This window comes from Streptomyces mirabilis, assembly GCF_018310535.1.
Classification (GTDB): domain Bacteria; phylum Actinomycetota; class Actinomycetes; order Streptomycetales; family Streptomycetaceae; genus Streptomyces.
Genome location: NZ_CP074102.1, coordinates 3314728 through 3340422 on the forward strand (window position 1 = coordinate 3314728; position 25695 = coordinate 3340422).

35 protein-coding genes are annotated in these 25695 nt (G+C 66.4%); 3 read left to right on the plus strand and 32 right to left on the minus strand.

Annotated elements, in window-relative coordinates:
* Window positions 1-184: 184 nt before the first annotated feature.
* From map to SMIR_RS14630, 25 genes are all read right to left on the minus strand, one after another.
* A complete protein-coding gene (gene map / locus SMIR_RS14510; RefSeq protein WP_168494647.1) occupies window positions 185-1021 on the minus strand; it encodes a type I methionyl aminopeptidase in 837 nt (278 codons plus the stop codon).
* 138 nt (window positions 1022-1159) lie between these two features.
* A complete protein-coding gene (locus SMIR_RS14515; RefSeq protein WP_101400123.1) occupies window positions 1160-1822 on the minus strand; it encodes an adenylate kinase in 663 nt (220 codons plus the stop codon).
* On the minus strand, window positions 1822-3135 hold the full coding sequence (secY, locus tag SMIR_RS14520) for a preprotein translocase subunit SecY (RefSeq protein ID WP_168494645.1): 1314 nt from the start codon (window positions 3133-3135) through the stop codon (window positions 1822-1824). The genes SMIR_RS14515 and secY overlap by 1 nt, the downstream gene beginning before the upstream one ends.
* Window positions 3136-3363: 228 nt before the next feature.
* The gene (gene rplO, locus SMIR_RS14525) at window positions 3364-3819 is read right to left on the minus strand and encodes a 50S ribosomal protein L15 (protein WP_060901489.1); all 456 of its coding nucleotides are present in this window, start codon (window positions 3817-3819) and stop codon (window positions 3364-3366) included.
* Between the two features lie 2 nt (window positions 3820-3821).
* The gene (gene rpmD, locus SMIR_RS14530; RefSeq protein WP_060901490.1) at window positions 3822-4004 is read right to left on the minus strand and encodes a 50S ribosomal protein L30; all 183 of its coding nucleotides are present in this window, start codon (window positions 4002-4004) and stop codon (window positions 3822-3824) included.
* A gap of 2 nt (window positions 4005-4006) precedes the next feature.
* The gene (gene rpsE, locus SMIR_RS14535; protein ID WP_055513610.1) at window positions 4007-4609 is read right to left on the minus strand and encodes a 30S ribosomal protein S5; all 603 of its coding nucleotides are present in this window, start codon (window positions 4607-4609) and stop codon (window positions 4007-4009) included.
* A 41-nt stretch (window positions 4610-4650) separates the two neighbouring features.
* Window positions 4651-5034 carry a 50S ribosomal protein L18 gene (rplR, locus tag SMIR_RS14540; protein ID WP_067367094.1) on the minus strand — a complete coding sequence of 128 codons (384 nt, stop codon included), beginning with the start codon at window positions 5032-5034 and terminating at the stop codon, window positions 4651-4653.
* Window positions 5035-5037: 3 nt separating this feature from the next.
* The gene (gene rplF / locus SMIR_RS14545) at window positions 5038-5577 is read right to left on the minus strand and encodes a 50S ribosomal protein L6 (protein WP_101400121.1); all 540 of its coding nucleotides are present in this window, start codon (window positions 5575-5577) and stop codon (window positions 5038-5040) included.
* A 24-nt stretch (window positions 5578-5601) separates the two neighbouring features.
* Window positions 5602-6000, minus strand: coding sequence for a 30S ribosomal protein S8 (rpsH, locus tag SMIR_RS14550; RefSeq protein WP_055614920.1), 399 nt, complete (start codon window positions 5998-6000; stop codon window positions 5602-5604).
* A gap of 209 nt (window positions 6001-6209) precedes the next feature.
* On the minus strand, window positions 6210-6395 hold the full coding sequence (locus tag SMIR_RS14555) for a type Z 30S ribosomal protein S14 (protein ID WP_003948630.1): 186 nt from the start codon (window positions 6393-6395) through the stop codon (window positions 6210-6212).
* 5 nt (window positions 6396-6400) lie between these two features.
* A complete protein-coding gene (gene rplE / locus SMIR_RS14560) occupies window positions 6401-6958 on the minus strand; it encodes a 50S ribosomal protein L5 (protein WP_075028517.1) in 558 nt (185 codons plus the stop codon).
* Window positions 6958-7281 carry a 50S ribosomal protein L24 gene (gene rplX, locus SMIR_RS14565; protein ID WP_067367101.1) on the minus strand — a complete coding sequence of 108 codons (324 nt, stop codon included), beginning with the start codon at window positions 7279-7281 and terminating at the stop codon, window positions 6958-6960. The genes rplE and rplX overlap by 1 nt, the downstream gene beginning before the upstream one ends.
* Window positions 7282-7283: 2 nt before the next feature.
* The gene (gene rplN / locus SMIR_RS14570; RefSeq protein WP_003998823.1) at window positions 7284-7652 is read right to left on the minus strand and encodes a 50S ribosomal protein L14; all 369 of its coding nucleotides are present in this window, start codon (window positions 7650-7652) and stop codon (window positions 7284-7286) included.
* 200 nt (window positions 7653-7852) lie between these two features.
* Window positions 7853-8140: a 30S ribosomal protein S17 gene (gene rpsQ, locus SMIR_RS14575; protein WP_099921127.1), complete on the minus strand. Its 288-nt coding sequence runs from the start codon at window positions 8138-8140 to the stop codon at window positions 7853-7855.
* The gene (gene rpmC, locus SMIR_RS14580; RefSeq protein ID WP_003998824.1) at window positions 8140-8364 is read right to left on the minus strand and encodes a 50S ribosomal protein L29; all 225 of its coding nucleotides are present in this window, start codon (window positions 8362-8364) and stop codon (window positions 8140-8142) included. Before rpmC ends, rpsQ begins: the two co-directional genes overlap by 1 nt.
* Window positions 8364-8783 carry a 50S ribosomal protein L16 gene (gene rplP / locus SMIR_RS14585; protein WP_010986348.1) on the minus strand — a complete coding sequence of 140 codons (420 nt, stop codon included), beginning with the start codon at window positions 8781-8783 and terminating at the stop codon, window positions 8364-8366. The genes rpmC and rplP overlap by 1 nt, the downstream gene beginning before the upstream one ends.
* A gap of 5 nt (window positions 8784-8788) precedes the next feature.
* Window positions 8789-9625, minus strand: coding sequence for a 30S ribosomal protein S3 (gene rpsC / locus SMIR_RS14590; RefSeq protein WP_067367107.1), 837 nt, complete (start codon window positions 9623-9625; stop codon window positions 8789-8791).
* Window positions 9625-9972 (minus strand): 50S ribosomal protein L22, encoded by a 348-nt coding sequence (gene rplV, locus SMIR_RS14595; RefSeq protein ID WP_003974262.1) that lies wholly within the window; start codon window positions 9970-9972, stop codon window positions 9625-9627. Before rplV ends, rpsC begins: the two co-directional genes overlap by 1 nt.
* 41 nt (window positions 9973-10013) lie before the next feature.
* Window positions 10014-10295 (minus strand): 30S ribosomal protein S19, encoded by a 282-nt coding sequence (rpsS, locus tag SMIR_RS14600; RefSeq protein WP_168494643.1) that lies wholly within the window; start codon window positions 10293-10295, stop codon window positions 10014-10016.
* Between the two features lie 12 nt (window positions 10296-10307).
* Window positions 10308-11144 (minus strand): 50S ribosomal protein L2, encoded by an 837-nt coding sequence (gene rplB / locus SMIR_RS14605; protein ID WP_075028519.1) that lies wholly within the window; start codon window positions 11142-11144, stop codon window positions 10308-10310.
* Between the two features lie 38 nt (window positions 11145-11182).
* A complete protein-coding gene (gene rplW / locus SMIR_RS14610) occupies window positions 11183-11599 on the minus strand; it encodes a 50S ribosomal protein L23 (protein ID WP_097285857.1) in 417 nt (138 codons plus the stop codon).
* A complete protein-coding gene (gene rplD / locus SMIR_RS14615) occupies window positions 11599-12255 on the minus strand; it encodes a 50S ribosomal protein L4 (RefSeq protein WP_037747970.1) in 657 nt (218 codons plus the stop codon). The genes rplW and rplD overlap by 1 nt, the downstream gene beginning before the upstream one ends.
* A gap of 5 nt (window positions 12256-12260) precedes the next feature.
* Window positions 12261-12905, minus strand: a complete 645-nt coding sequence (gene rplC, locus SMIR_RS14620; RefSeq protein WP_101400119.1) for a 50S ribosomal protein L3 — start codon at window positions 12903-12905, stop codon at window positions 12261-12263.
* Window positions 12906-12922: 17 nt separating this feature from the next.
* Entirely contained in the window at window positions 12923-13231 is a 309-nt protein-coding gene (gene rpsJ / locus SMIR_RS14625) for a 30S ribosomal protein S10 (RefSeq protein WP_003948644.1), read from the minus strand.
* 588 nt (window positions 13232-13819) lie between these two features.
* Complete coding sequence (locus SMIR_RS14630) at window positions 13820-14299, minus strand: hypothetical protein (protein ID WP_212727094.1); 480 nt, start codon at window positions 14297-14299, stop codon at window positions 13820-13822.
* A gap of 19 nt (window positions 14300-14318) precedes the next feature.
* On the opposite strand from SMIR_RS14630, the gene SMIR_RS14635 reads away from it, so the two are divergent.
* Window positions 14319-14750, plus strand: a complete 432-nt coding sequence (locus SMIR_RS14635; RefSeq protein WP_212727095.1) for a PIN domain-containing protein — start codon at window positions 14319-14321, stop codon at window positions 14748-14750.
* Window positions 14751-14782: 32 nt separating this feature from the next.
* Here the strand turns inward: SMIR_RS14635 and SMIR_RS14640 are convergent, their stop codons facing one another.
* The 7 genes from SMIR_RS14640 to SMIR_RS14670 form a co-directional block, all read right to left on the minus strand.
* Window positions 14783-15442, minus strand: a complete 660-nt coding sequence (locus tag SMIR_RS14640) for a hypothetical protein (RefSeq protein WP_212727096.1) — start codon at window positions 15440-15442, stop codon at window positions 14783-14785.
* Between the two features lie 116 nt (window positions 15443-15558).
* Window positions 15559-16023 (minus strand): hypothetical protein, encoded by a 465-nt coding sequence (locus SMIR_RS14645; RefSeq protein ID WP_168494639.1) that lies wholly within the window; start codon window positions 16021-16023, stop codon window positions 15559-15561.
* A gap of 139 nt (window positions 16024-16162) precedes the next feature.
* Window positions 16163-17278, minus strand: coding sequence for a hypothetical protein (locus tag SMIR_RS14650; RefSeq protein WP_212727097.1), 1116 nt, complete (start codon window positions 17276-17278; stop codon window positions 16163-16165).
* Window positions 17279-17305: 27 nt separating this feature from the next.
* Window positions 17306-19513 carry a hypothetical protein gene (locus SMIR_RS14655; RefSeq protein ID WP_168494636.1) on the minus strand — a complete coding sequence of 736 codons (2208 nt, stop codon included), beginning with the start codon at window positions 19511-19513 and terminating at the stop codon, window positions 17306-17308.
* A gap of 87 nt (window positions 19514-19600) precedes the next feature.
* Entirely contained in the window at window positions 19601-20044 is a 444-nt protein-coding gene (locus SMIR_RS14660) for a hypothetical protein (protein ID WP_168494634.1), read from the minus strand.
* 172 nt (window positions 20045-20216) lie between these two features.
* Window positions 20217-21440 carry a type VII secretion-associated serine protease mycosin gene (mycP, locus tag SMIR_RS14665; protein ID WP_212727098.1) on the minus strand — a complete coding sequence of 408 codons (1224 nt, stop codon included), beginning with the start codon at window positions 21438-21440 and terminating at the stop codon, window positions 20217-20219.
* A 1591-nt stretch (window positions 21441-23031) separates the two neighbouring features.
* Entirely contained in the window at window positions 23032-23508 is a 477-nt protein-coding gene (locus SMIR_RS14670; RefSeq protein WP_168494630.1) for a DUF2563 family protein, read from the minus strand.
* Between the two features lie 604 nt (window positions 23509-24112).
* Here SMIR_RS14670 and SMIR_RS14675 point away from each other — a divergent pair.
* Both SMIR_RS14675 and SMIR_RS14680 read left to right on the plus strand, forming a co-directional pair.
* Window positions 24113-24988, plus strand: a complete 876-nt coding sequence (locus SMIR_RS14675; protein ID WP_211118783.1) for a helix-turn-helix domain-containing protein — start codon at window positions 24113-24115, stop codon at window positions 24986-24988.
* Window positions 24989-25040: 52 nt separating this feature from the next.
* On the plus strand, window positions 25041-25637 hold the full coding sequence (locus SMIR_RS14680) for a Uma2 family endonuclease (RefSeq protein WP_168494626.1): 597 nt from the start codon (window positions 25041-25043) through the stop codon (window positions 25635-25637).
* Window positions 25638-25695: the final 58 nt, after the last annotated feature.

Below are 25695 nucleotides of genomic sequence, written 5' to 3' on the forward strand. Positions count from 1 at the left end.
CCCGCGCTCCGGCGGCCGTGCAGCCCCCACAGGCACCGCCCGACACCCACGGCCCGGTCTCCCCAGAACGGATCCGGCGCCACGCCACCGCGATCCGCCGACCTCGCCCACCGCCGTCAGTCCAGCGGTCCGGAGCCGTCAGCACCAGCGGGCCTCCGACCGACGGCCGTGGCGAGGACCGCCGTCAGGCCAGCGGGTCCGGCGCCGCCGTGACCCCGTACTCCGCCAGTTTCGCCCTGCCGCCGTCGGGGGCGGTGAGGACCAGCGGGCCCTGCTCCGTCAGCGCCACCGAGTGCTCCCAGTGCGAGGACCACGTGCCGTCCGTCGTGATGACGGTCCAGTCGTCCTCCAGCACCTCGGTCCTCGGCGTGCCCAGGGACACCATCGGCTCGATGGCCAGGCAGAAGCCGGGGACCAGCTTCGGACCCTTGCCGCGCCGCTTCTCGACGTAGTTCAGCAGGTGCGGGTCCATGTGCATCTCGGTGCCGATGCCGTGGCCGCCGTAGTCCTCGATGATTCCGTACTTGCCGCCGCCGGGCTTCGGCTGGCGGCGGATGTACGTCTCGATCGCACGCGAGACGTCGACGAGCCGGTTGCCCTGCTTCATCGCCGCGATGCCCGCCCACATCGACTCCTCGGTCACCCGGGAGAGCTCGAACAGCTCCGGGGCGTGACCGGAGCCCACGAACGCGGTGTACGCCGCGTCCCCGTGCCAGCCGTCCACGATCGCGCCGCAGTCGATCGAGATGATGTCGCCGTCCTTCAGGACCACCTCGTCGGACGGGATGCCGTGGACGACGACCTCGTTGGCCGAGGTGCAGATGGTCGCGGGGAAACCGCCGTACCCGAGGAAGTTCGACTTCGCCCCGTGCTCGGCCAGCACCTTGCGCGCGACCTCGTCCAGGTCCTTCGTCGTCGCACCCGGCACAGCCGCCTCACGTGTGGCCGCGTGAATGGCCGCGACGACCAACCCCGCCTCACGCATCTTGGCGATCTGCTCGGGGGTCTTGATCTGCACCATGGCGGCCCGCGCTCTCCGTCTTCTCCGTCATTCCGACGACGTACACAACCTAGTCGTGCACCACTACGTACACGACTACCTACACAACACTACGGCCGCGGCACCCCCGGAGGGCACCGCGGCCGTAGTGCGTGACGACTACTTGTCGCCGACCTTGCTCTTGAGCGCCTCCATGGCGCGCCCCGTGACCTCTTCCACCTTGCCGAGCGCCGAGATCGTCACGACCAGGCCCTGAGCGGCGTAGTAGTCGATGATCGGCTCGGTCTGCGTGTGGTAGACCTCGAGCCGGGTACGCACGGTCTCCTCGGAGTCGTCGTCCCGCTGGTACAGCTCGCCGCCGCAGACGTCACATACGCCATCCGTCTTCGGCTGCTTGTACGTCACGTGGAAGACGTGCGAAGAGTCGTTGCGGCAGATGCGGCGGCCCGCGATGCGCTTGACCACCTCGTCCTCGGGGACCTCCAGGTCCAGCACCGCGTCCAGCTTCATGCCCTCGGCCTTCAGCATCTCGTCGAGCGCCTCGGCCTGCGAGACGTTACGAGGGAAGCCGTCCAGCAGGAAGCCGTTCGCGGCGTCGGGCTGCTCCATGCGGTCCTTGGCCATCCCGATGGTGACCTCGTCCGGTACCAGCTTGCCGGCGTCCATGTACGCCTTGGCCTGCTTGCCCAGCTCCGTGCCCTGACTGATGTTGGCGCGGAAGAGGTCGCCCGTGGAGATGTGCGGAATCCCCAGGTTCTTGGCAAGGAACGCGGCCTGCGTTCCCTTCCCGGCACCGGGCGGCCCGACGAGGACGATTCGCATCAGCGGAGGAACCCTTCGTAATTGCGCTGCTGAAGCTGGCTCTCGATCTGCTTCACCGTCTCAAGACCGACACCCACGATGATCAGGATGCTGGTACCACCGAACGGGAAGTTGCCGGTTGCCCCGAAACCCACCAACGCCATTGTCGGTACGAGAGCGATCAGACCCAGATACAGCGACCCCGGCCAGGTGATCCGGTTGAGTACGTAACTCAGGTACTCAGCGGTCGGCCGGCCAGCCCGGATGCCCGGGATGAAGCCACCATACTTCTTCATGTTGTCCGCGACTTCCTCGGGGTTGAACGAGATCGCCACGTAGAAGAACGCGAAGAAAACGATCAGGAGGAAGTAAGAGACCAGGTAGATGGGGTGATCGCCCTTGGTCAGGTTCTGCGTGACCCAGGTCTTCCAGCCCGAGTTGCCCTTCGAGAACTGCGCGATGAGGGCCGGGATGTAGAGCAGCGACGACGCGAAGATGACGGGAATCACACCCGCCTGATTCACCTTCAGCGGGATGTAAGTGGACGTACCGCCGTACGACCGGCGCCCGATCATGCGCTTCGCGTACTGGACCGGGATACGCCGCTGGGCCTGCTCGACGAAGACGACCAGGCCGACCATGACCAGTCCGACCAGGATCACGGTGCCGAACTCGATCCAGCCGCCGGCCAGCGTGCCCTGAGTCTTGATCGCCCACAGCGCGGACGGGAAGGTCGCGGCGATCGAGATGAACATGAGGATCGACATGCCGTTGCCGATGCCGCGGTCGGTGATGAGCTCGCCCAGCCACATGACGACGCCCGTACCGGCGGTCATGGTGACGACCATCACGATGGTCTGGAAGATCGACTGGTCAGGAACGATCTGGTTGGCCACCTGGCAGCCACTGAACAGGGCGCCGCTGCGGGCGGTCGCGACAAGGCCGGTGCCCTGCAGGATCGCCAGCGCCACCGTCAGGTAACGGGTGTACTGCGTGATCTTCGCGGTGCCGGCCGAACCCTCCTTCTTGAGGGCTTCGAGGCGCGGGATCACCACCGTCAGCAGCTGCAGGATGATGCTCGCCGTGATGTACGGCATGATGCCGAGCGCGAAGATCGTGATCTGCAGCAGCGCACCACCACTGAACATGTTGACCAGACCGAACAGACCCTGGTTGCCCTTGGCCACGTCGATACAGGTCTGGACGTTCTTGTAGTCGACACCTGGGATCGGTACGTGGGTACCGACCCGGTAGACCACGATGATGCCGAGCGTGAAGAGCAGCTTCTTGCGCAGGTCGGGCGTCTTGAACGCCCGGGCGAACGCGGTGAGCACGGTGCCTCCTGCGACCCCCGCGCAACTGCGTCAGAGGTGACGGTCTTGAGGTTCGACGAATAGGTAGGTATCGGTCGACTGCCGCCCGATGGAACGCCGGACGAAAGTCGGCAGTGCAGGCCACCTTACCGGCGAGACTGCCCCCCTAGGAACGACCAACCGGGGATACCCCTTTTGTAGGGGCACCCCCGGTCGGGATCGCTCATGTCATCGAGACGCCTGAAAGGCTCAGACGAGCTCGGTGACGGTACCGCCGGCGGCGGTGATCTTCTCCTTGGCGGAGCCGGAGACGGCGTCAACCGAAACCTGCAGCGCGACGGAGATCTCGCCCTGGCCGAGGACCTTGACGAGGCTGTTCTTGCGAACGGCACCCTTGGCGACGAGACCCTCGACGGTGACCTCGCCACCCTCCGGGTACAGCGCGGCCAGCTTGTCGAGGTTCACGACCTGGAACTCGGTCTTGAACGGGTTCTTGAAGCCCTTCAGCTTCGGGAGGCGCATGTGGAGGGGCATCTGCCCGCCCTCGAAGCGCTCCGGAACCTGGTAGCGGGCCTTCGTGCCCTTGGTACCACGACCGGCCGTCTTACCCTTCGACGCCTCACCACGACCCACACGGGTCTTGGCGGTCTTGGCGCCCGGGGCGGGACGGAGGTTGTGGATCTTGAGCGGGTTGTTCTCCGCCATGATCAGTCGACCTCCTCAACCGTCACGAGGTGGCGGACGGTGTGCACCATTCCGCGGAACTCGGGGCGGTCCTCCTTGACGACCACGTCGTTCAGGCGCTTGAGCCCGAGCGAACGCAGGGTGTCGCGGTGGTTCTGCTTGCTGCCGATGTACGACTTCGTCTGCGTGATCCTGAGCTGAGCCATGATTACGCACCCGCTCCCGCACGTGCACGAAGCAGAGCCGCGGGGGCGACGTCCTCGAGGGGCAGACCGCGGCGGGCCGCGATCTCCTCGGGACGCTGCAGGCCCTTGAGGGCCGCCACGGTCGCGTGCACGATGTTGATCGCGTTGGACGAGCCGAGCGACTTCGACAGGATGTCGTGAACGCCGGCGCACTCGAGCACCGCACGCACCGGGCCACCGGCGATAACGCCGGTACCGGGGGAAGCAGGCTTGAGCAGGACGACGCCCGCAGCCTTCTCGCCCGTGATCGGGTGCGGGATGGTGCCCTGGATACGGGGGACCTTGAAGAAGTGCTTCTTGGCCTCCTCAACACCCTTGGCGATGGCGGCCGGCACCTCCTTGGCCTTGCCGTAACCAACACCGACGGTGCCGTCACCATCGCCCACCACGACCAGCGCGGTGAAGCTGAAGCGACGACCACCCTTCACAACCTTGGCGACGCGGTTGATCGCGACAACGCGCTCAACGTACGCGGTCTTCTCGGCAGCAGCGCCGCCGTCACGGCCCTTCCGGTCCCGCCGCTCGCCGCCACCGGCACCGCTTCCGCGGCGCTGGGGTCCAGCCATTGGAATTACCTCTCTCTGTTTCCGCTAGCTACGGAACCGACTCAGAACTTGAGTCCGGCTTCGCGGGCGGCGTCCGCCAGAGCGGCAATGCGCCCGGCGTACTGGTTACCACCACGGTCGAATACGACAGCCTCGACACCGGCGGCCTTGGCGCGCTCGGCGACAAGGGCGCCGACCGACTTGGCCTGCGCGGACTTGTCGCCCTCGCCACCACGGACCGTGGTGTCCAGGGTCGACGCCGACGCGAGGGTGTGACCCTTAACGTCGTCGATGACCTGGGCCACGATGTGACGGTTGGAGCGCGTCACGACCAGGCGCGGACGCTCAGCCGTACCCGAGATGTGCTTACGGATCCGGATGTGACGACGCTTGATGGCAGCACGCTTGTAAGCGTCGCCCTTAGCAATCTTGACACCGTATGCCATGGCTTACTTACCCGCCTTTCCGACCTTGCGGCGGATGACTTCGCCTTCGTACTTGACGCCCTTGGCCTTGTACGGGTCGGGCTTGCGCAGCTTGCGGATGTTGGCCGCAACCTCTCCGACCTTCTGCTTGTCGATGCCCTCGACCGAGAACCGCGTCGGGTTCTCGACCTTGAAGGTGATGCCTTCGGGGGCCTCGACGGTGATCGAGTGGCTGTAGCCGAGCGAGAACTCCAGGTTGGAGCCCTTCGCCAGGACGCGGTAACCGACACCGCTGATTTCGAGCTTCTTCACGTAACCCTGGGTCACGCCGGTGATCATGTTCGCCACCAGCGTGCGGGACAGGCCGTGCAGGGCCTTGTTCTGACGCTCGTCGTTCGGGCGGGTGACATTGAGAATGCCGTCCTCACCCTTGGCGACCTCGATCGGCGCCGCGACGGTGTGGGAGAGGGTGCCCTTGGGGCCCTTCACCTGGACCGTACGGCCGTCGATGGTGACGTCCACGCCGGCGGGAACCGTGATGGGGAGCTTGCCAATACGCGACATAGCTGTTTCCTCCGTTCCCTTCCGCTACCAGACGTAGGCGAGAACTTCTCCGCCTACGCCCTTCTTGCCGGCCTGCTTGTCGGTGAGGAGACCGTGCGACGTGGAGATGATCGCCACGCCGAGGCCACCGAGCACCTTGGGCAGGGAGGTGGACTTCGCGTACACACGCAGACCCGGCTTCGAAATCCGCTTGATGCCCGCGATGGAGCGCTCACGGTTCGGGCCGAACTTCAGCTCGAGGACGAGCTTCTTGCCGACCTCGGCGTCCTCGACCTTCCAGCCGGTGATGAAGCCCTCCTGCTGGAGGATCTCCGCGATGTGCGACTTGATCTTGCTGTGCGGCATCGCGACATCGTCGTGGTACGCCGAGTTCGCGTTACGCAGACGAGTAAGCATGTCTGCGATGGGATCAGTCATGGTCATGAATTGGCCTTCGGCCTCTCTCGCCGGGGTTTCCTGTATGCGCCATCCCTCTCCCCACTCAGTGGCGGGACGGGTGCGGTGCGGGGACCTACGGCGTAGTAAGTCGTACGGGCGTCAGGCGCCCAACCCTCCTAGCCTAAGCCATGGAGGGCAGGGCACCTGACCGAACCCTTTACTTACCGAGAGCCCTGGAATCCCTTATTGGGGGACTACCAGGAGCTCTTGGTCACGCCCGGCAGCTCGCCACGGTGAGCCATCTCACGAAGGCACACGCGGCACAGGCCGAACTTGCGGTACACGGAGTGCGGACGGCCGCAGCGCTGGCAGCGCGTGTAGCCACGTACGCCGAACTTGGGCTTACGAGCAGCCTTGGCAATCAGAGCCTTCTTCGCCATCTCGCTTACGCCTCCTTGAAGGGGAAGCCGAGGTGACGGAGAAGGGCACGGCCCTCAGCGTCGTTGGTCGCCGTGGTCACCACGGTGATGTCCATGCCCCGGGTACGGTCGATCTTGTCCTGGTCGATCTCGTGGAACATGACCTGCTCCGTGAGACCGAAGGTGTAGTTGCCACGGCCGTCGAACTGCTTGGGGGACAGACCACGGAAGTCGCGGATGCGCGGCAGCGCGAGCGACAGGGTGCGGTCCAGGAACTCCCACATGCGGTCGCCACGGAGCGTGACGTGGGCACCGATCGGCTGACCCTCACGCAGCTTGAACTGCGCGATGGACTTGCGGGCCTTGGTGACGGCCGGCTTCTGACCGGTGATCGTGGTCAGGTCACGGACGGCACCGTCCATGAGCTTCGAGTCACGGGCGGCGTCACCGACACCCATGTTGACCACAATCTTGACGAGGCCGGGAACCTGCATGACGTTCTCGTAGGAGAACTCCTCACGCAGCTTGCCCGCGATCTCCTCGCGGTACTTCGTCTTGAGACGCGGAGTCGTGGTGGTAGCCATCAGATGTCCTCACCCGTCCGCTTGGCAACGCGAACCTTGTTGCCCTCATCGTCGAAGCGGTAACCGACACGCGTGACGACCTTGTTGCCGTCCTTCTCCACGACGAGCTGAACGTTGCTCACGTGAATCGGGGCCTCGGTCGTGACGATGCCGCCGGCCTGGGAACCGCTGGCGGTCGGGCCGGCCTTGGTGTGCTTCTTGACCCGGTTGACACCCTCGACCAGGACGCGCTCGTCGCGCGGGTAAGCGGCAATGACCTTGCCCTGCTTGCCCTTGTCCTTGCCGGTGATGACCTGAACCGTGTCACCCTTCTTGATCTTCATGCTTACAGCACCTCCGGCGCGAGCGAGATGATCTTCATGAACTTCTTCTCGCGCAGCTCACGGCCGACGGGGCCGAAGATACGGGTGCCGCGAGGGTCGCCGTCGTTCTTCAGAATGACGGCGGCGTTCTCGTCGAAGCGGATGTACGAGCCGTCCGGACGGCGGCGCTCCTTGACGGTGCGAACGATGACCGCCTTGACGACGTCACCCTTCTTCACGTTGCCGCCGGGGATCGCGTCCTTGACGGTGGCGACGATGACGTCACCGATGCCCGCGTAGCGGCGACCGGAGCCACCGAGCACACGGATGCAAAGGATTTCCTTCGCCCCCGTGTTGTCGGCGACACGCAGTCGCGACTCCTGCTGGATCACGTCTATCTCCTGATTGTCTGCCGGTTCCCGCAGGGATCCCTTTCGGGTCGCCCCGCGAGCCTGGCGGAACCGTCCTGCGGGTAAGCCCCGCAGGAATTACTTGGCCTGTTGAGGGAGAAAACCTCCGCCGGGGGCCGGGCACCTGACGGTGCGGCAGGCCCCCGGCGGGGGGCAACGGGGGAACTGAGTCCCCCGTCTGATTACTTCGCCTTCTCGAGGATCTCCACGATGCGCCAGCGCTTCGTCGTGGACAGCGGACGCGTCTCCATGAGGAGGACGCGGTCGCCGATACCCGCGGCGTTCTGCTCGTCGTGGGCCTTCAGCTTGCTCGTACGGCGGATGACCTTGCCGTACAGGGCGTGCTTGACGCGGTCCTCGACGGCGACGACGACGGTCTTGTCCATCTTGTCGCTGACGACGAGACCCTCACGGGTCTTGCGGAATCCGCGCGCCTCAGTGGTGTTCTCGGTCACGTTGCTCTCGCTCATCAGGCGCTCTCCACCGTTTCGATGCCCAGCTCGCGCTCACGCATCAGGGTGTAGATCCGCGCGATGTCCTTGCGGACGGCCTTGAGCCGACCGTGGTTCTCGAGCTGACCGGTCGCCGCCTGGAAGCGGAGGTTGAACAGCTCTTCCTTGGCTTCGCGAAGCTTCGCGAGAAGCTCCTCGTCACCCAGTTCGCGCAGCTCGGACGCCTTGGTACCGGCCGACATCACGCTTCACCTGCCTCGCGCTTGACGATCCGGCACTTCATCGGCAGCTTGTGGGCTGCGCGAGTGAGGGCCTCACGGGCGATCTTCTCGTTGGGGTAGGACAGTTCGAACATGACCCGGCCCGGGTGCACGTTCGCGATCCACCACTCCGGCGAACCCTTACCGGAACCCATGCGGGTCTCGGCAGGCTTCTTCGTGAGCGGGCGGTCCGGGTAGATGTTGATCCAGACCTTGCCGCCACGCTTGATGTGGCGGGTCATCGCGATACGGGCGGCCTCGATCTGGCGGTTCGTCACGTACGCCGGCGTGAGGGCCTGAATGCCGTACTCGCCGAACGAAACCTGCGTACCGCCCTTGGCCTGACCACGGCGCTTGGGGTGGTGCTGCTTGCGGTGCTTGACCCTACGGGGGATCAGCATGTCGGTCAGGCCTCCGTTCCGGTGCTCTCAGCCGGAGCGGCAGCCGCCGGAGCCTCGGCCTTGGGGGCCTCGGCAGCGGGAGCCTGCTGCGGCTTGCGGCCGCGGCCGCCACGCTCGCCACCACGGCCACCACGGCCGGCCGGGCGGTCGTTGCCGCCACCACGGGCCGGGCGGTTGCCGGCGCGGGCAGCGGCGTTCTCGGCGCGGACCTCGGCGATGTTCTTGACGTCGCCCTTGTAGATCCAGACCTTCACACCGATACGGCCGAAGGTCGTCTTGGCCTCGAAGAAGCCGTAGTCGACGTTCGCACGGAGCGTGTGCAGGGGCACACGGCCCTCGCGGTAGAACTCCGAGCGGGACATCTCGGCGCCGCCGAGACGGCCACCACACTGGATCTTGATGCCCTTGGCGCCGGCCTTCATCGTGCCCTGCATGCTCTTACGCATGGCACGACGGAAGGAGACGCGGGAGGACAGCTGCTCGGCAACGGCCTGAGCAACCAGCTGAGCGTCGGTCTCGGGGTTCTTGACCTCGAGGATGTTCAGCTGGACCTGCTTGCCCGTGAGCTTCTCGAGGTCACCGCGGATGCGGTCGGCCTCGGCGCCACGGCGGCCGATGACGATGCCGGGACGCGCGGTGTGGATGTCCACCCGCACGCGGTCACGGGTGCGCTCGATCTCAACCTTCGAGATGCCGGCGCGCTCCATGCCGGACGTCATCATCCGACGGATGGCGACGTCTTCCTTGACGTAGTCCTTGTACAGCTTGTCGGCGTACCAACGGGACTTGAAGTCCGTGGTGATGCCGAGCCGGAACCCATGCGGGTTAACCTTCTGGCCCATTACCGGGTTCCTTCCTTGCTGCTGACGACCACGGTGATGTGGCTGGTCCGCTTGCGGATCCGGTAGGCACGGCCCTGGGCGCGCGGACGGAACCGCTTCAGGGTCGGACCCTCGTCGACGTACGCCTCGGAGATGAAGAGGCTGTCGGCGTCGGTGTGGTCGTAGTTGTGCGCGGCGTTGGCAATGGCGCTGTCAAGCACCTTGCCGACCGGCACGCTCGCGGCCTGCGGGGCGAAACGCAGGACCGCCTGAGCCTCCGTGGCATCCATGCCACGGATAAGGTCCACCACGCGGCGGGCCTTCATGGGCGTAACGCGGATGTACCGCGCCTGGGCCCTGGCTTCCATGGTTGTCCTTCCAGTGTCTGTCATGGTCATTCCACCCCGCGTTAGCGGCGCTTCGACTTCCGGTCGTCCTTGACGTGACCCCGGAAGGTGCGCGTCGGCGAGAACTCGCCGAGCTTGTGGCCGACCATCGACTCGGTGACAAACACCGGGATGTGGATCTTGCCGTTGTGCACCGCGATCGTGTGACCGAGCATGGCCGGGATGATCATCGAGCGACGGGACCAGGTCTTGATGACGTTCTTGGTACCGGCTTCGTTCTGAGCGTCCACCTTCTTTACGAGGTGGCCGTCAACGAAGGGTCCCTTCTTGAGACTGCGCGGCATCTAAACCCGCTCCTAGCGCTTCTTGTTCGTCTTGCGGCGGCGGACGATGTACTTGTTCGAAGCCTTCTTCGGCGAACGAGTACGACCCTCCTTCTGACCCCACGGGGAGACCGGGTGGCGACCACCGGAGGTCTTGCCCTCACCACCACCGTGCGGGTGGTCAACCGGGTTCATCGCCACACCGCGGACGGTCGGGCGAACGCCCAGCCAGCGCTTGCGGCCGGCCTTACCCCAGTTGATGTTGCTCTGCTCGGCGTTGCCGACCTCGCCGACCGTGGCGCGGCAGCGCTGGTCGACCAGGCGGATCTCACCGGAAGGCATACGAAGGTGGGCCATCGTGCCCTCCTTCGCGAGCAGCTGCACCGAGGCACCGGCGGAGCGGGCGAACTTGGCACCGCCACCGGGACGGATCTCGATCGCGTGGATCGTGGTACCGACCGGGATGTTGCGGAGCGCCAGGTTGTTGCCCGGCTTGATGTCGGCCCCGGGACCGTTCTCGACGCGGTCACCCTGCTGCAGGTTGCGCGGGGCGAGGATGTAGCGCTTCTCGCCGTCCGCGTAGTGCAGCAGCGCGATGCGCGCGGTGCGGTTGGGGTCGTACTCGATGTGCGCGACCTTCGCCGGCACGCCGTCCTTGTCGTGACGACGGAAGTCGATCACTCGGAAGGCGCGCTTGTGTCCGCCACCCTGGTGGCGAACGGTCACACGACCGGAATTGTTACGGCCGCCCTTGCTGTGCAGCGGGCGGACCAGCGACTTCTCCGGCGTGGACCGCGTGACCTCGACGAAGTCGGCGACGCTGGAGCCACGACGGCCCGGCGTAGTCGGCTTGTACTTGCGGATTCCCATTTCTCAGTCCTCGTCCGATATCGGACCAGGGCGCTCCGTTAGGAGGCCTGGCCGAAGATGTCGATACGGTCGCCCTCAGCGAGGGTCACGATGGCGCGCTTGGTGTCAGCACGCTTACCGAAGCCACTCTTGGTCCGCTTGCGCTTGCCCTGGCGGTTGATCGTGTTGACCCCGGTGACCTTGACCGAGAAGACCGCCTGGACGGCCTGCTTGATCTGGGTCTTGTTGGCGCCCGGCGCCACGACGAAGGTGTACTTGCCCTCGTCGAGCAGCGCGTAGCTCTTCTCGGAGACGACCGGCTTGAGAAGGACGTCACGGGGGTCCGTGAAGCTCTTGCTCAGCGGCGTCTCGACGGTGTTCTTGCCCTCGGTCTCGTGACGCTTCGCCTTGGCGACGCGCGCGACCTTCTTGGCCTTGGCGGCCTTCGAGGCAATGCTCGGGTGACGCGTAGCCATCAGGCTTCGCTCCCTTCGGTGTCAGCGGCCTGGGGGCCAGACACGAAGGACTCGAAAGCGGCCTGGGTGAAGACCACGTCGTCCGAGACGAGAACGTCGTACGTGTTCAGCTGGCCCGGCTCCAGGATGTGGACCTGGGGCAGGTTGCGCGCGGAGAGCAGCGCGGCCTCGTCGGAGCGCTCGATGACCAGGAGCACGTTCTTGCGCTCGCTGACCTTGCCGAGGAAGCTCTTCGCGGCCTTGGTGGAGGGGGTCTCGCCCTCGATCACGCCGGTGATGACGTGGATGCGAGCGTTGCGGGCCCGGTCGGTGAGGGCGTGGCGCAGGGCCGCGGCCTTCATCTTCTTCGGGGTCCGCTGCGAGTAGTCACGCGGCGTGGGGCCGTGGACGACGCCACCGCCGGCGAACTGCGGCGCACGGGTCGAACCCTGGCGCGCGCGGCCGGTGCCCTTCTGGCGGTAAGGCTTCTTACCGCCACCGCGGACCTCGCCACGACGCTTGACCTTGTGCGTGCCCTGACGGGCGGCGGCCAGCTGTGCGACGACGACCTGGTGAAGCAGCGGAATGCTGATCTTCTCTACGTCGAAGATCTCGGCCGGGAGCTCAACGGTCCCGGCGGTGTCGCCGGAGGGCGACAGAATGTCAATGGTGCTCATAGTCCTCAGGCCCCCTTGGCCGCGGTGCGGACCAGGACGAGGCCGCCGTTCGGACCAGGAACCGCGCCCTTGATAAGGAGCAGGCCCTTCTCCGCGTCAACGGCGTGAACGGTCAGGTTCTGGGTGGTGACCCGCTCGTTGCCCATGCGACCCGCCATGCGGAGGCCCTTGAACACACGACCCGGGGTGGCGCAGCCGCCGATGGAGCCGGGGGAGCGGTGCTTGCGCTGGGTGCCGTGACCGGCGCCGAGGCCCTTGAAGTTGTGACGCTTCATGACACCGGCGAAGCCCTTGCCCTTGCTCTTGCCGGTGACGTCGACCTTCACGCCCGCCTCGAAGACCTCGGCGGAGATCTCCTGGCCGAGGGTGTACTCGGAGGCATCCGCGGTGCGGATCTCGACGAGGTGACGACGGGGGGTGACGTCGGCCTTGGCGAAGTGACCCTTGAGGGGCTTGTTCACCTTGCGCGGGTCGATCTCGCCGAAGGCGATCTGGACCGACTCGTAGCCGTCGATGTCGTTGGTACGCACCTGGGTGACGACGTTGGGGCCGGCCTTGACGACGGTGACCGGAACAACACGGTTGTTCTCGTCCCACACCTGCGTCATGCCGAGCTTCTCGCCCAGGATGCCCTTGATCTGCTTAGCCATTCTCAGATCACCGATCCCTAGAGCTTGATCTCGATGTCGACACCGGCCGGGAGGTCGAGTCGCATCAGAGAGTCAACGGTCTTGGGCGTCGGGTCGAGGATGTCGATCAGGCGCTTGTGCGTGCGCATCTCGAAGTGCTCGCGCGAGTCCTTGTACTTGTGCGGCGACTTGATGACGCAGTACACGTTCTTCTCAGTGGGCAGCGGCACCGGGCCCGCGACCGACGCACCAGTGCGGGTCACCGTCTCGACGATCTTCTTCGCCGAGCTGTCGATGACCTCGTGGTCGTAGGCCTTGAGCCGGATGCGGATCTTCTGTCCCGCCATGGCTACTCAGTAGTCCTTTGTCTCGTGAAACGCTCTGGAACCCGGGGGTTCGCGTCCCGCATCTCCGACCCACGCGGTCGGGTGTGTCGCGCTCCTGCCGCAGAAATATCCGTAACGGATTTCCCTACGAGGGACGCGGCCCGCCCGAAAGCAACCGCAGGACCGGAGGCTGGAACACCCACCGGGTGCCTGGCCCGCACCCCGCTGACACTTCCCGAAAGATTCCCGTACGTCCGCCCCAGCGCTGCCTTACGGCAGTTGAGGCGACGAGTACTGTGGGACTCGCTTCCGGTCCTCCCGACGGGAGGCGCGCAGCATCGGCACTCGACCGAGCAACTCCGACAGTCTGCCATACGGGGCGGGGGCCTGGCCAATCGAGCCGAGGATCGTACCCCTTGAGCGAGGCAGGTCAAACCCTTGCCGCCTGCGTGCCCCGACGGAGGTCGCCCTGGTCGCCCTTGAGCCGGCCGGCCGGGACGCATCGTGACGATGAGTGGAAGTCCGCACACTGTACGTGACGCCCGTCGGCGCGGTGGGCGGCGCCGGCACAGCCGATGAACGAGTATCCCGCGCGGAGCGGGCTCGGGATCATGCGGCGACGGCACAGGGCCACAGGGCGACGAATACGGGTACGGCACACGCCAGGGGCCCGAGCAGGGCGAGCCGGGTCGTTCGAGCCAAGCGGCGAAAGCCCGGAGCGAAGTAGAGGCCGCCCAGTACGACAGCCGCCACTGCGAGCTGCGTGACCGGTGTCCGCAGGATCGGCCAGGGCGAACGCCATCCCTCCGAGTCCGCCGAGTTCATAACAGTCACGAGGATGAAGAAGTCGGCGTGCAGTGGGTTCTTGAGCTCGGAGCTGTCGAAGCTGAACGTCTCGGTCACTTCGAGGCCACCGTCTTCGCCCCCGCCGAGCGTCCACTGCTTCGAGACCGTCCGCACCTGACCACGTTGGACCTCGGCCGAGATGGACAGGCTAGGGGTGCCGCCGACCCAGGTGACCTCGTACTGCTGGTCGAGGGAGCGCACCTCGTTCTTCTCCGGGACCAGGCGCATACGGACCTGGAACACCCGGCTCTCCTAGTTGCGGGTGAAGAAGGTCTGCCAGGCCGGCTCCAGCATCCGCCACTCCGGCGGTCAGGAGCAGGCGGATCACCGACCGGTTGCGCGGGTCGGCGGCGTCCAGCATGGACAGGTGGACCTGCGCGCCGTCCCAGCATCGGCCCACGTCGCTCGCGGTCTGGTGGCCATCTGTTCTCCCGTCGACAGTCAGACCTTCGGCTGGGGCCCGTTGCTCGACGAGCGGTGGCGCAGGGTCGTCGAGCAACGGCGGGAACCGGTGAAGATCGGACACCAGCGAGCGCCCTCCCCCATGGACTCCCTGATCGTGTTCACGGCCGAACACCACGGCCCGACCGTGCCCCCCGTCGACGACGACTTCGCCGCCATCGCCAAGGTGCGGCCCGGTATCCCGATGATCCGGCTCCAGCCACGTACGAATGACGGGCCGCACTCGCGGTGACAGACCGCCGACACCCCACGCGCCGAGGAGGCTCAGCCTCGGAGTGGGGCCGGCGCCTGTTGAGCCGGGAGTTCCGGATCGCCCCACTCGGTCATAGGCGTACCCGACGGATATCGGGCGCAATCGGAGTAGGCGACGACACCCAGACGGTCATAGGGGAAAGCCTCAACCCGGACGACGTCGTCGGTGCCCGGAGGCTGCACGCTCAGTACCGTCCAGTGGTCGCTGATCTCGTACCTGGTGACTTTCCATCCACGCCGCGTCAATTCCTTCCGCGCCCGTCGCAGCGCCGACACCGCCTGAGACGGGGTAACACCCTTCAGCCCCCATTCACTGCTCACCGCGACCACACCCGGCACACTGGGCGGTGAGTCGCTCACCTGCTTGCTCAGGTCCTTGAGCCCGGTGTAGTAGCACCCGGAGCCGTCGGCCTCCTGGCCGCCGCCGGGCCATTTGGGGTCCAGCGTGGCCTGCGGCACGTCAAGTGTGTCGTAGACCTGTTGTGTGAGGCCGTCGAGGCGCTGCGAGGTAACGGCTGGATCCGCGACGGGGTAGAGGTCGCCGTTCCAGAGCCGCCCGGCCCCGCGAGCGACCCACACCCCTCCGGCTGCCGTCACTGCCATGGCCAACGCAGCGGCCGTGGCGAGAAGGATTTTCCGGTGCGGTCCGAGGGGACGGCGTAGCTGTCTCATGCGGAGATCGTGTGGCGGGGAGGGCGAGGGGGGCATGAGCACGCGTACTCAACTGCCGTGCGTGGACCAGCGACCGCGGCCCCTCCGCGCAACCCCGCGTTTCACGGGCCGACCGGTCACAGCTTCACCAGCATTCCGCGCCAGGTCCAACCCGCGTCGAGGACCGCTTGCTGGAGGGGATTCGTCATCTCCCGCGTGTCGAAACGGAACGCCTCCACCTTGTGCTGGCGGCCATCGAGACCCTGCTTCATCTCCCACCGCCGGTACACCGCAGGCGCGTGCCCACGTCCGTACTGCGGATTGGCGTGGTCGGACGAGCGGTTCTCCCACCGCTCGTCGAGGAAACGCACCTCGCGTTTCTCCGGGAGCAGGCGCATCCGGGTCTTAAGGGTCACGCCCACTTCCCGGATCCGGCACTCCGCGACCAAATCGGCCTTCTCCTTGGGGAGGGCGTTGCGCACGCGAAACGGTACGTCCGGCTCGTTGAGCGCGAGCAGCGCGGCCCGGAGTTCCATGGTCGGCAGCGGTACGACACCGCTGTCGGGGTACTTGGTGCCGGTCAGTTTGTCGAGAAGGCCCATCGGATCAACCTATGAAGGTCTGGCAGTGTGACATCGGATTCCCCAGGCTTGGTGCCGTCCGCGCGGGGCTTGGCACGCTCGCCTGTGCTTGTTCATGAGGCACCGTTGCTCCTCTGCGCCCTGACCCGCCGGACAGGCCCTAAGGCTGGGATGCCATCTGCACATCGGTGCAGCCACGCTGTTTCGCCTCGTGGTCGGCGAACGCCTTCACCGCGGATGCGGCGAATTGGGCGGAGTAGTGACGGACCGGGTACGTGTCGGTGTCCCTGTCGTAGAGGCGGTACAGCACGAACACGGCAGGCTGTGTGGACTGGGGGCACTTCGCGGTGGCCCAGGAGTAGTCGTTGTCCTTGCGGGTGGGGCCGTATCCCTCCTTGAGATTGCGACCTTCACTCGCAAGGAAGTCCTTGGCGACGGCACCGTAGTAGGCGTACAGGCCGTATCCAGGCTTCTTGGCCGGTGTGACGAGGTAACAGTTCACCTGCGGAGCCTGAGTATCGGTGGGATACTCCATGATCAAGGGCGTGCCGCTCTCCGCCGCCGTCGAAGCCGGCTCTCGAAGCGCGGCGCAGGAACCCTGCGCCTGCGCCAGTGGTTTGACCGTACGGGACTTACCGAGCGTGGCGGCGGACACCTGAGTGAGCTGCTTCCCGGCCCTCGCCCGACACCCGTACTTGGCGGCTGCTTTCTGGGCGCTCTCCGTGACTACCCGACCCAGCCCGGTGAGTGCGGGGCCGCTGCTCGACGCATAAAGGTCTCCGTATGCGACGAGAGCCTTGTTCCTCTCGTTCTGGCAGTCGATCGCGACCATGACCTGCCAGGTGTCGTCATGCCTGGCAATGCCAGGCCAGCCGTTACCAAGGGGTGCCGCCTGTCCCCGGACGCCTTCGTAGTCCTGGTTGTACCAAACGAGGCTGCCGGAGGGGGCCGTTGTGCCGCTCCAGCGCAGTCTGACCTGCAGGGCGCCGCCCCGCGCGCCGGACTTCGTGGTCTTCACGGAGCACTGGGCCAGGTACTCACCGTCGGAGTCAAGTGATCCGACCCGCAGGTTCGAGGAGCCCAGGGCGGCGTCGAGTCCGCCTTGGGCCAACGTGCCGTCGCAAGCCTGGTCCAGTGAGCGGCCGTTCCGCCAGGAGTCGTATGCCCCGGTGCTGTACAGCACCTGGGCCACGACTCCTAGGACGAGGACGAATGCCCCCACGTACCAGCCTGCGTGTATGCGTCGGAGCCTGGAGTTGATCTGCATCGTGCTCATTCTGTCGAGGGCTGCTCTCTGCGGCGCTCAGCGGTCGCTACGAAGGGTGTTGAGCGTGTGATTGCGGCCGAAGTCGTACTGATCCTGGCCTGCGTGGACAAAGAACTGCGTGTAGTCGCTGTCGATGCCGTGGCCGCGGCTGTTCGCCCACGCCCTGACCATGTGCTCCACATCGTGCTGGCCGGCATCGTAGGTCTCGGCGTTCTTCTGGGTGGCAGCGAGGTTCGCCTCGGCCACATGCTCCTTGTTGGACTCGTACGCCCACACATCGACGGTCTTCGTGGCGAGGTCTCCGACGGGGCTGAGATCGGACACGGGATTGAACATCAGTGCCGTGCTCAGGGAGGTGCCCAGACCGTGGTTGAAGTCGGCGGCCCACTGCGTCTTCTTGAACCGTTCGTCGAAGATGACGTCGGACCGTACGCCGTCGTAGGCACCCATGGCGCGTGAGCTGTCGACAATGCGGTCGTGGATCGTCTTGTCACCGGCGTCCTGGGGAATACCGGCCAGGACATGGTGCGAGTACTGCTGCTCCGCCCCGTAGAGATGCCCGAAGGCCTCCGGATCGTCGGCGATGCCCCGCATGACGGCGGCGAGGCGTTGGTGCCCCACAGCGAGGTGCGCTCCGTCCTTGTCGTTCCAGACGGAACCCGAACTGTCCCAGTCGATGTCGTAGCGCGACGACGACTCCGCGTAGATGCCGTGCGTGTCGGGCGTGTACGACGTCAGGATGTGCGCCAAGGGCGTGGCGAGATTCTTCGGCAGTTCTTGTGCTTGATCCGCCGAGTACAGGGTGTTGATGGTGTGCTGCAGGATGCTGGCCTGGGGCAGGGTGTGCTCTCCGACCGCGTGATAGGCGCCCGGCGCGCCCCCGGTCGTAGCGGCCTCCAGAGCGGCGCCGAACCCCTTGCGGACGTCACCGTCCTCGACGACGACCGGCGGACCTGTCGTGGTGCCACCGGGCGGGGTCGCGTAATGGTCGATTACGGTGTCCCAGTCCCGCCCGTGGAGCAGGTACTCCAGATTGTCGTTGTGCGCCGGATCCAGGTACTCGGTGCTGGTCGCCGGGTCATCGGACATGATGCCGAGGACACCGTCGAGCGGGTCGTTGGCGAACCAACCCCGATCCTTGCCAGTGAAGTTGTCCCGCAGGGCCCAGATGGACTCGGTGTGCCCCTTGGCCGTGTACGACTCCTCCGCGTGCCGGATGTCGTCCGCGGTGTCCTCGAGGAACTGGCCGGAATAACCGTGCCCCTGCTGCATCAGGGTGACCAGGCTCTGATAGCCCCGGACCTTCTCATCCGGAATCGGGCTGAGGCCGTCCACCTTGAATTCCTCGGTTCCAGCCTTCTGCATTTCCGCACGAAAGTGCTTGTAGAAGGAGGAATTCGGGTCACGCGTCGCAGTCGCCAGCGTTGTCGCGAGGCCCTTCTGGATGTCCAGGTACTGGCTGCTGTGCTTCTTGTCGTCGTAGTGGGCGAGGCTGTCGAGGTCATTGGCGAGCTTCAACGTCCTGCGCGCGCCGAGGTCATCGAGCAAGGTCTGGCTGAACGCCTTGTCGCCTGAATTGTCATGGAAGAGCCGCTGCAGTTCCTGGTGGTCGCGCGCGGACGCCTTCCCGGTATCGATGCGCAGCGCGATGTCCCTGGCCTCGTCCGCCTCGTACTTCTCGATGTCGCCCTGGGCCTTCCCGTTGAAACCGTTGAGGGTGCCGTCGTTGACGTCGGAGTCGATCACGACGGCTTTGAAGGCGACCTCGACGCCCTTGTCGGCGTCGTCCACGTCCCCGATCAGCTGGTCGATGCGCTGCTGCCACGAACTGACACTCGTGCGAATGCTCTCCTGGTAATCAGGGTCGTGAGCAAGAGCGGTCCGATCCCCCTGGCTCAGCTTCTCGGTGTCGTACGAGATCACGCCCTGGTCCGAGACCTTCATGCCCTTCGCCAAGGCTTCGTCCCGAGCCGCCTCCAGCTTTTTGCGCAGGTCCACGAACTGCGTGTGCGCGTCACGCAGCAGGGAGGCAATCGCCTTGGCCTCGGTCTGGGCGTTCTGGAACTCTTTCAGCGTGACATCGAAGCGTCTGTTGGCGGCATCCGCGCTCAGTCCCGTCCACGTCCGGCCCATGGAGATGCCGTACACATCCCGCCTGTACGCCGTCTCCTGCTTGTGGAACCCCTTCGCCATACCGTCCCAGCGCTCAGCGGCCGTGGTGAGCGTGGCCAGGTCAGTCGTCATGATCTCGTGGTACGTCGGCATGGATCCCCGTTGTCTGCGTTGGCGTGCGAGTCGGTCGCGATGGCGGTGAGGACAACCGCGCTTCGGTCAGTACTCGTCGATCGGAGACACCCCGCGCACGCCTGCCCCGACTCCGAGGTCCGTGCTCTGCAGCAAGATGTTGGTGCTCCCCAAGGCCGCTTTCTCAGACGCGAGCCGGTTCATGAGGTTCTGAACCTGTTCGCCCCACGTCTCGTGTGCCTTCTTGAGGCATCCTGAGGTGAACCATCCGTGGCCGTCCTTGGGCCCGAATGCCTTGACGGCGGCGTCGGTCTCCCCGTCCGCCCAGTCACCTGACTTCCGGGTGTCGGGCTCGATGTGCAGTTCGATGGCGCGAGCCGCGGCCCGCTTCTCGGCAGGCGACGACGCCAGATCCGGTTGACCGCCAGGGGCCCCACCGCCCGGGTCCGCGGGGAGTTGGTTCAGCCGCATGCCGACCGGGCGTACAGCCTCGCTGCTGACTATGTGCTGCTCTCCTGCAGACTCAGCCATGAATACCTGCCCCCGTTGCGCTCAATTGGCGTGCGCCTGTCAGGCTATCAACCAGCCGGAGCTTCGCCGTGATGGATCCTGAGCCACTACATTCCCTTTACAACCACCCATCTGACGGGATGTTTCGGCGCGGAGCGGCCGTATGTCCAGACTGCGTTACCGACAACAGCGGCTATGCAATGGACCGTCGACGTTTGCCGATGACGGCGGCGGTTACTGCTCCGCCGAGGATTACGGCACCGACGCCCAGCGCGATCCAAAGGATGCTGCGGTCGTTGCCCTTGGAGGAGGCCTCGGCTGCCGCCTTGCCGCCCTTTGCAGGAGTAGCAGGTTCCTTGGAGGCCGCAGCGCCCGGAGAGGGCGATGTCGAGGCCGTGGCCGGGAAGTTCGGGAGCGGATAGGCATGGGCAGGGCCCGGATTGCCCGGGTTCTGAAGGGCGACGCGGGGGCGCACGATGCCGTAGCCGATGGAGTCGTTGCGCTTCGCGCCGTCCGTGGGGCCGCCGATGGTGTTGAGCATGGCGCGCAGGACCTGGTTGTTGGTCCAGGTGGGGTGCTTGGACCAGATCAGGGCGGCGCTGGCGGAGGCTAGGGCGGTGGCGTCGCTGGTGCCGCTCCCCTTGCAGAGGCCCGTCTTGCCGCCGCAGGCGTGGACCATGTCTTCGCCTGGGGCTGAGATGTCCACCTGAGGGCCGTACTGGGACCAGGAAGTCCGCCGGAGGTTCTTGCCCACGGCTGCCACACCAACGACACCTGGGGTGGCGGCTGGATACTCCACGGGGTTGCCCTTGTCGCCGCTATTCCCTACGGCCGCGAAAACGAGCGAGCCGTGGTCCAGTGCGTATTTCACGGCAGCAGTCAGCTGGGGTGCGGTGACAGTCGTACCCGCTGAAATGTTGATGACCTGAGCACCTGAGTCTGCCGCGTAGCGGATGGCCTTCCCGAGGTACGAGGGCCCCGCAAAGCCATTCTCGTCACCCTTGGCAGGCAAACGAATGGGAAGAATCTTGGCACCCGGCGCGAGACCGAACGCGCCGTTTCCACCTCCGTACGCCCCCGTGCCAGCAATGAGTCCGGCCATCCCCGTGCCGTGGCCGTCATAGTCCGTGTGCTCGTCTCCGGAACGGCTTGAAGGTGCCAGATCCAGTCCGTCGAGCACCCGTCCCTTGAGATCGGGATTGTTCGGGTCGACTCCGGTATCGATCACGGCGACGGTGATCCCCTTGCCCGTGCTCGTCCGCCACATGTCCTCGGCGTGCATGGCGTCCAGGTACCACTGCTGGGAGCGGGTGGAGTCGGCGTGAGCCTGAGAGCCCGTACCGCCCGCCAGCAGTAGCCCGATGGCCGCTGAGGCCAGAACCTGCAACCTCCTGTGCCGCGTATTGCCGGTGGGCATGTACGTCCCTTTCGTATAACTGGAGTTCAGTCGGCGGTCGGTGCTTCACCGCGGCGGTCGGTCTGCCGCTTCTGCTTTGCCTGCCGGGCGTCACCGGTCTGTCCAGCGGCACCCCCGCGAGCACCTCTGCGATTGCCTGCCTCGCTGGGCGTACCGCCGGAGATGCCTCCTCGCGTCGGTGCGGAGGGTACCGGCGCGCCGGGGCGGGCCGGCGCGCGGCCCGTCTGCTGCGGGGTGCCACCCGCGACGCCGTTAGAGAGCGTGGGCGCGGAGCGTCCAACGGGTCGGCCGACGGCCGGGCGGGCAACCGCCTGCCCTCCCGGTCCTGCGGTCGAGCCGCGGCTGCCTGCGGGCTCGTTGCCGACGACCGTCCCGCCGGGTAGCCGACCCGCCGGTCTGCCAGTGCTGGGCGTCGCAGTCGGACGCCCCCCAGTGATGCCTGAATTGGCCGGAAGACCACGGCCGGAGCCTTGGCCTGGAACGGAACGGCTCGGAGCCACGCCGGAGCCTGGCATGTTGCGGCTCGAGATCGGGCCGACTCCAGTGGCTCCACGACCAGGAAGGGAGCCGACAGCTCGTTGCCCAGGTCGGGCAGGCGTGCGTCCAGCAACGTCCGATCTACCCGGGCCGACGGAGGCCGAAGGTATGCGTGGAGCGCCGCCTGAGAACGGCGGAGCCATGCCACTCCCCGCTGAAGGTACGCCTGTGTCCGGACGAGAGGGTGTGGGCATCCCGTTCGCCGCTCCTGCGGGCGGTTGATGAACTCCTGGGAGAGTAGTCGCCGAGTCAATGCCGACATGCGTGACAGGCTCGATGGTCCGCGCGCGCAGATGATCTGACGGCGCCTCACTCGTGAACTGCTCCGTCTCAAGCCGCCCCGAGGTCACGGCATGCCCATGCTCAGGCCGTACGGTTCCGGCGGTTCCGACGACTCCGGAAGCGGTGCCGCCCCCGCTCACACCGGCGGAGCTCCCGGGTGCCGGGCGAGCCAGGTCCTCGACCGCATTGTCACGCGGCGGCACGAAAGCCGCGGGCGGCGGCGGAAACTTGGGCCTCTCCAGCCCGTCCAGCTGCGTGGCCGACAGCGAGTACGTCTGGCCCAGCTTCCGCATCTGCGCGGCCGCCTCCTGCCGTACCTTCTCCTTGTCCGCTGCCAGCGCCGCGAGTTCGCTCGTGGACTTGCTGCTCACCGCCGCTGCGTCCGGGTCGTTGTGTGCCGCTTGGGCCGCGTCCAGGTTCGCCTGTGCGCCGGCCTTGTCGCGCGGGATGGACGCCTGCGCCGTGGCGATCGCTCCCGAGGCCTCGCCCAGCCACTTCGCGGCGCCCTCGCTGAAATCACCCAAGCGCAAAGTCGAGTTGGCCAGGTCGCCGCTCCACGTGCGGAACGCGTCCGCGCCGTCGCCCTTCCACTCCACGTACTGCGGGCGGACCTTGAGCTCCTCCGCGATCTTGCGGATCTCCTTGGCCGCGGCGATCAGCCGGTCGGCGGCGCCCTGCACCGTCCCCGCGTTCGCCTGGTCCAGCCACGCGAGCATCTGCTCGTGGCTCATGTCCTCGAAAGACGTACCGCCGCCGGTCCCCTTGCCGGACATCAGATCGTGCCTCCCGAGTCGGCACCTGAAGGTGTCTGGGCCGGCTTCGACCCGGTGCCGCCTTCGTGGGTCTTCTTCGGCAGCGCGGGGTCGTAGCTCCCCCCGTAGTGCTTCGTCGTCTCCGTGCTGATCGCCGTCATACGGTCGCGGATGTCCAGGTCGATGTTCTGGTAGCCCTTGTGGGAGGCCAGCACAGCGATACCCATGCCCTCCATCGAGTCGGACAGCAGTTTCGACAGGCTCTCCAGCTCGGTGATCACCGTCTCGTACGAGCTGAAGAGGCCGGACGCCTCTGCCCACGCCCCGCTCCCGCCGCCGAACTGGTGGCGCGCCAGCTGCTCCTGCCCCACCTCGCCCGGTCCCGCCGCCGAACCCTTGAGGTCGCGGATCAGGTCGTCGACGCGCTTCTGGAACTTCGTGAACGACGACAGCTCGGTGACCACATCACCGATCGCGTTCTGCGCCGCGTCGAACACGCCCGACGCCCACGACGACGGTCCAGGCGCCGCCCCACTATCGCTCGGCAACACAATCTCTCCCCCGTACAGCCAAAACAGCCGAAGCTTCACCAGCAACTCTAGCTATCGGCTGTGACAGTCCACAGTCAGCCTCTGGCAGGGCGTGACCGGAATCGGGCCATTCCGAGTAGCGGCTCGGCCAGTCGCCGAGGCCGGTGAGGAAGAGCATGGCTCCACTCAACCCCAGTGCAGGAGACGGCACATGAGTGCCCGTACTCATATGAGGGAGGCGGGAGTATCCAAGTGCCGGTCCGGGCCGAACTCGATCTCGCATCACCGGAGCACGGCGGAGCGTGTTCCGGTGCGCCCGGCGATCTTCCCCAAGAAACACGAGAGGGAAAGAACCCCACCAAACCCCACCCCACCCCTCCCGCCCGCCGAAACGGTGACCGCCGCGCAAACTCACTCCCGCGAGTGAATATGCCCAACTCGGGTGGATTCGGGACTGGTTGCCTGCCTTACGCTCAGCGCGACACAGCACAACCGCAGACATGCGACGGCCCCCGCCGGGACTGGCATCCCAATGCGAGGGCCTGACCACCAAGGAAGAAGACCCTTCCCGATGGATACGCAAAACCCTAGCGCGCCCCCGCGCGCCCAGTCCCGTATCGCGGGCAAAAACCACACCCACCAGAACGCTCACGCCCGCCCCGGCGGCGTCATCCACGACAACACCCGCCACACCACCCGCTTCACGGTGATCGGCAACCACCTCGCCCAGCACCCGGAGCTCTCAGGACTCGCGATCGGGCTGGCCGTCTACATCCAGTCGCTCCCCACCGGCGCCCGCGTCGACATCAAGACCCTCGCCGCCCGGTTCCCCGAAGGCCCCACCCGTATCGCCGCCGCCCTGCGCGAACTCGAAACCCACGGCTACCTCCGCCGCACCCGCGAACGCACCCCCGGCGGCCGCATCGTCACCCGCACCGTCTCCTGCAACCAGCCCGGACACCACGGACCGGCAGCCGACACCCCCAGCAGGCCCACCCGACGCCCAAACCCAGCCGAAAGCCCGCCCCGCAAGCTCCTCCCCACCGTGCCCCGGCCCGCGCACGCCTCCCCCGACCTCCTCCGGACCGCCACCGACCTCCTCGCCGGCCTCCGCCGCCACGACCCCCGCCTGCTTCTCTCCGGCAGCGACGCGGAGCACCTCGCCCCCGGAGTCGCCGCCTGGCTGGAACGCGACCTCACCCCCACCGCCGTACAACGCGCGCTGACCGCGGACCTACCACCGGAGGATCTACGCCGCCCAGCCGCCCTTCTCGCCCATCGACTCGCCGTGCAGCTGCCGCCTCCTCCGCCGCCGTTCCGCGTGCCCACGCCGCCACCGGACGTACGGCATCCGCTCCAGAACTGCGAGGGCTGCGACCGCGCCTTCCGCTCCCCCGTGCCCGGGCACTGCCGCGACTGCCGATCCGATCTCCTGGAGGCCGCCTAGCATGAACGTGACGATCCTTGCCCCCGGGCACGGCAGACGAGGAGCGAGCGCCATGACCATCGCCGCGGACGACGCGCAACAGGGCGCCTCCCATCTGTACCGGGCCATGCGGGACTTCGTTCAGTCCATGGACGACACCCTTCCCGGCAAGTTCGAGATCACCAAGGAAGGGATCGTCCACGACATGATGTCGCCCGTGAAGCAGCACGAACTCACCGCGCTGCGCCTCCGGAAACGCCTCGAGAAGGTGATGCCGGAGAACCTCGTGGCCCACACCGGTACCCCGGACGTGGAAAACGAGCCCGAGGGCGTCATGCGCCACCCCGACATCATGCTGATCGCCGAGGCGGACATGGAGGGAGACGGCTCCTTCGACCCCCGTACGATCATCGCCGCCATCGAGATCGTTTCCCGCTCGAACCCGGACAACGACTGGGTGAGCAAGGTGCGGGACTATCCGTTGCTGGGCATTCCGTTGTACGTGATCTTCGACCCGCGCGTGGGAGAGGGCGCCGTCCTCTGCGACATCCACCCCACCCCCAGCGGCCCCCGCTACGCCACCCGCAAGGACTTCATGTACGGCGAAGACGTGACCATCGCCGAATGGACGATCTCGACCGCGGACCTGCCCCGGTACCCGAACCAGTAAGCCGGACCGCGGCGACGAGGGCACGACGAAGGTATTCCGCTGCTCCGCCTGGAGCACT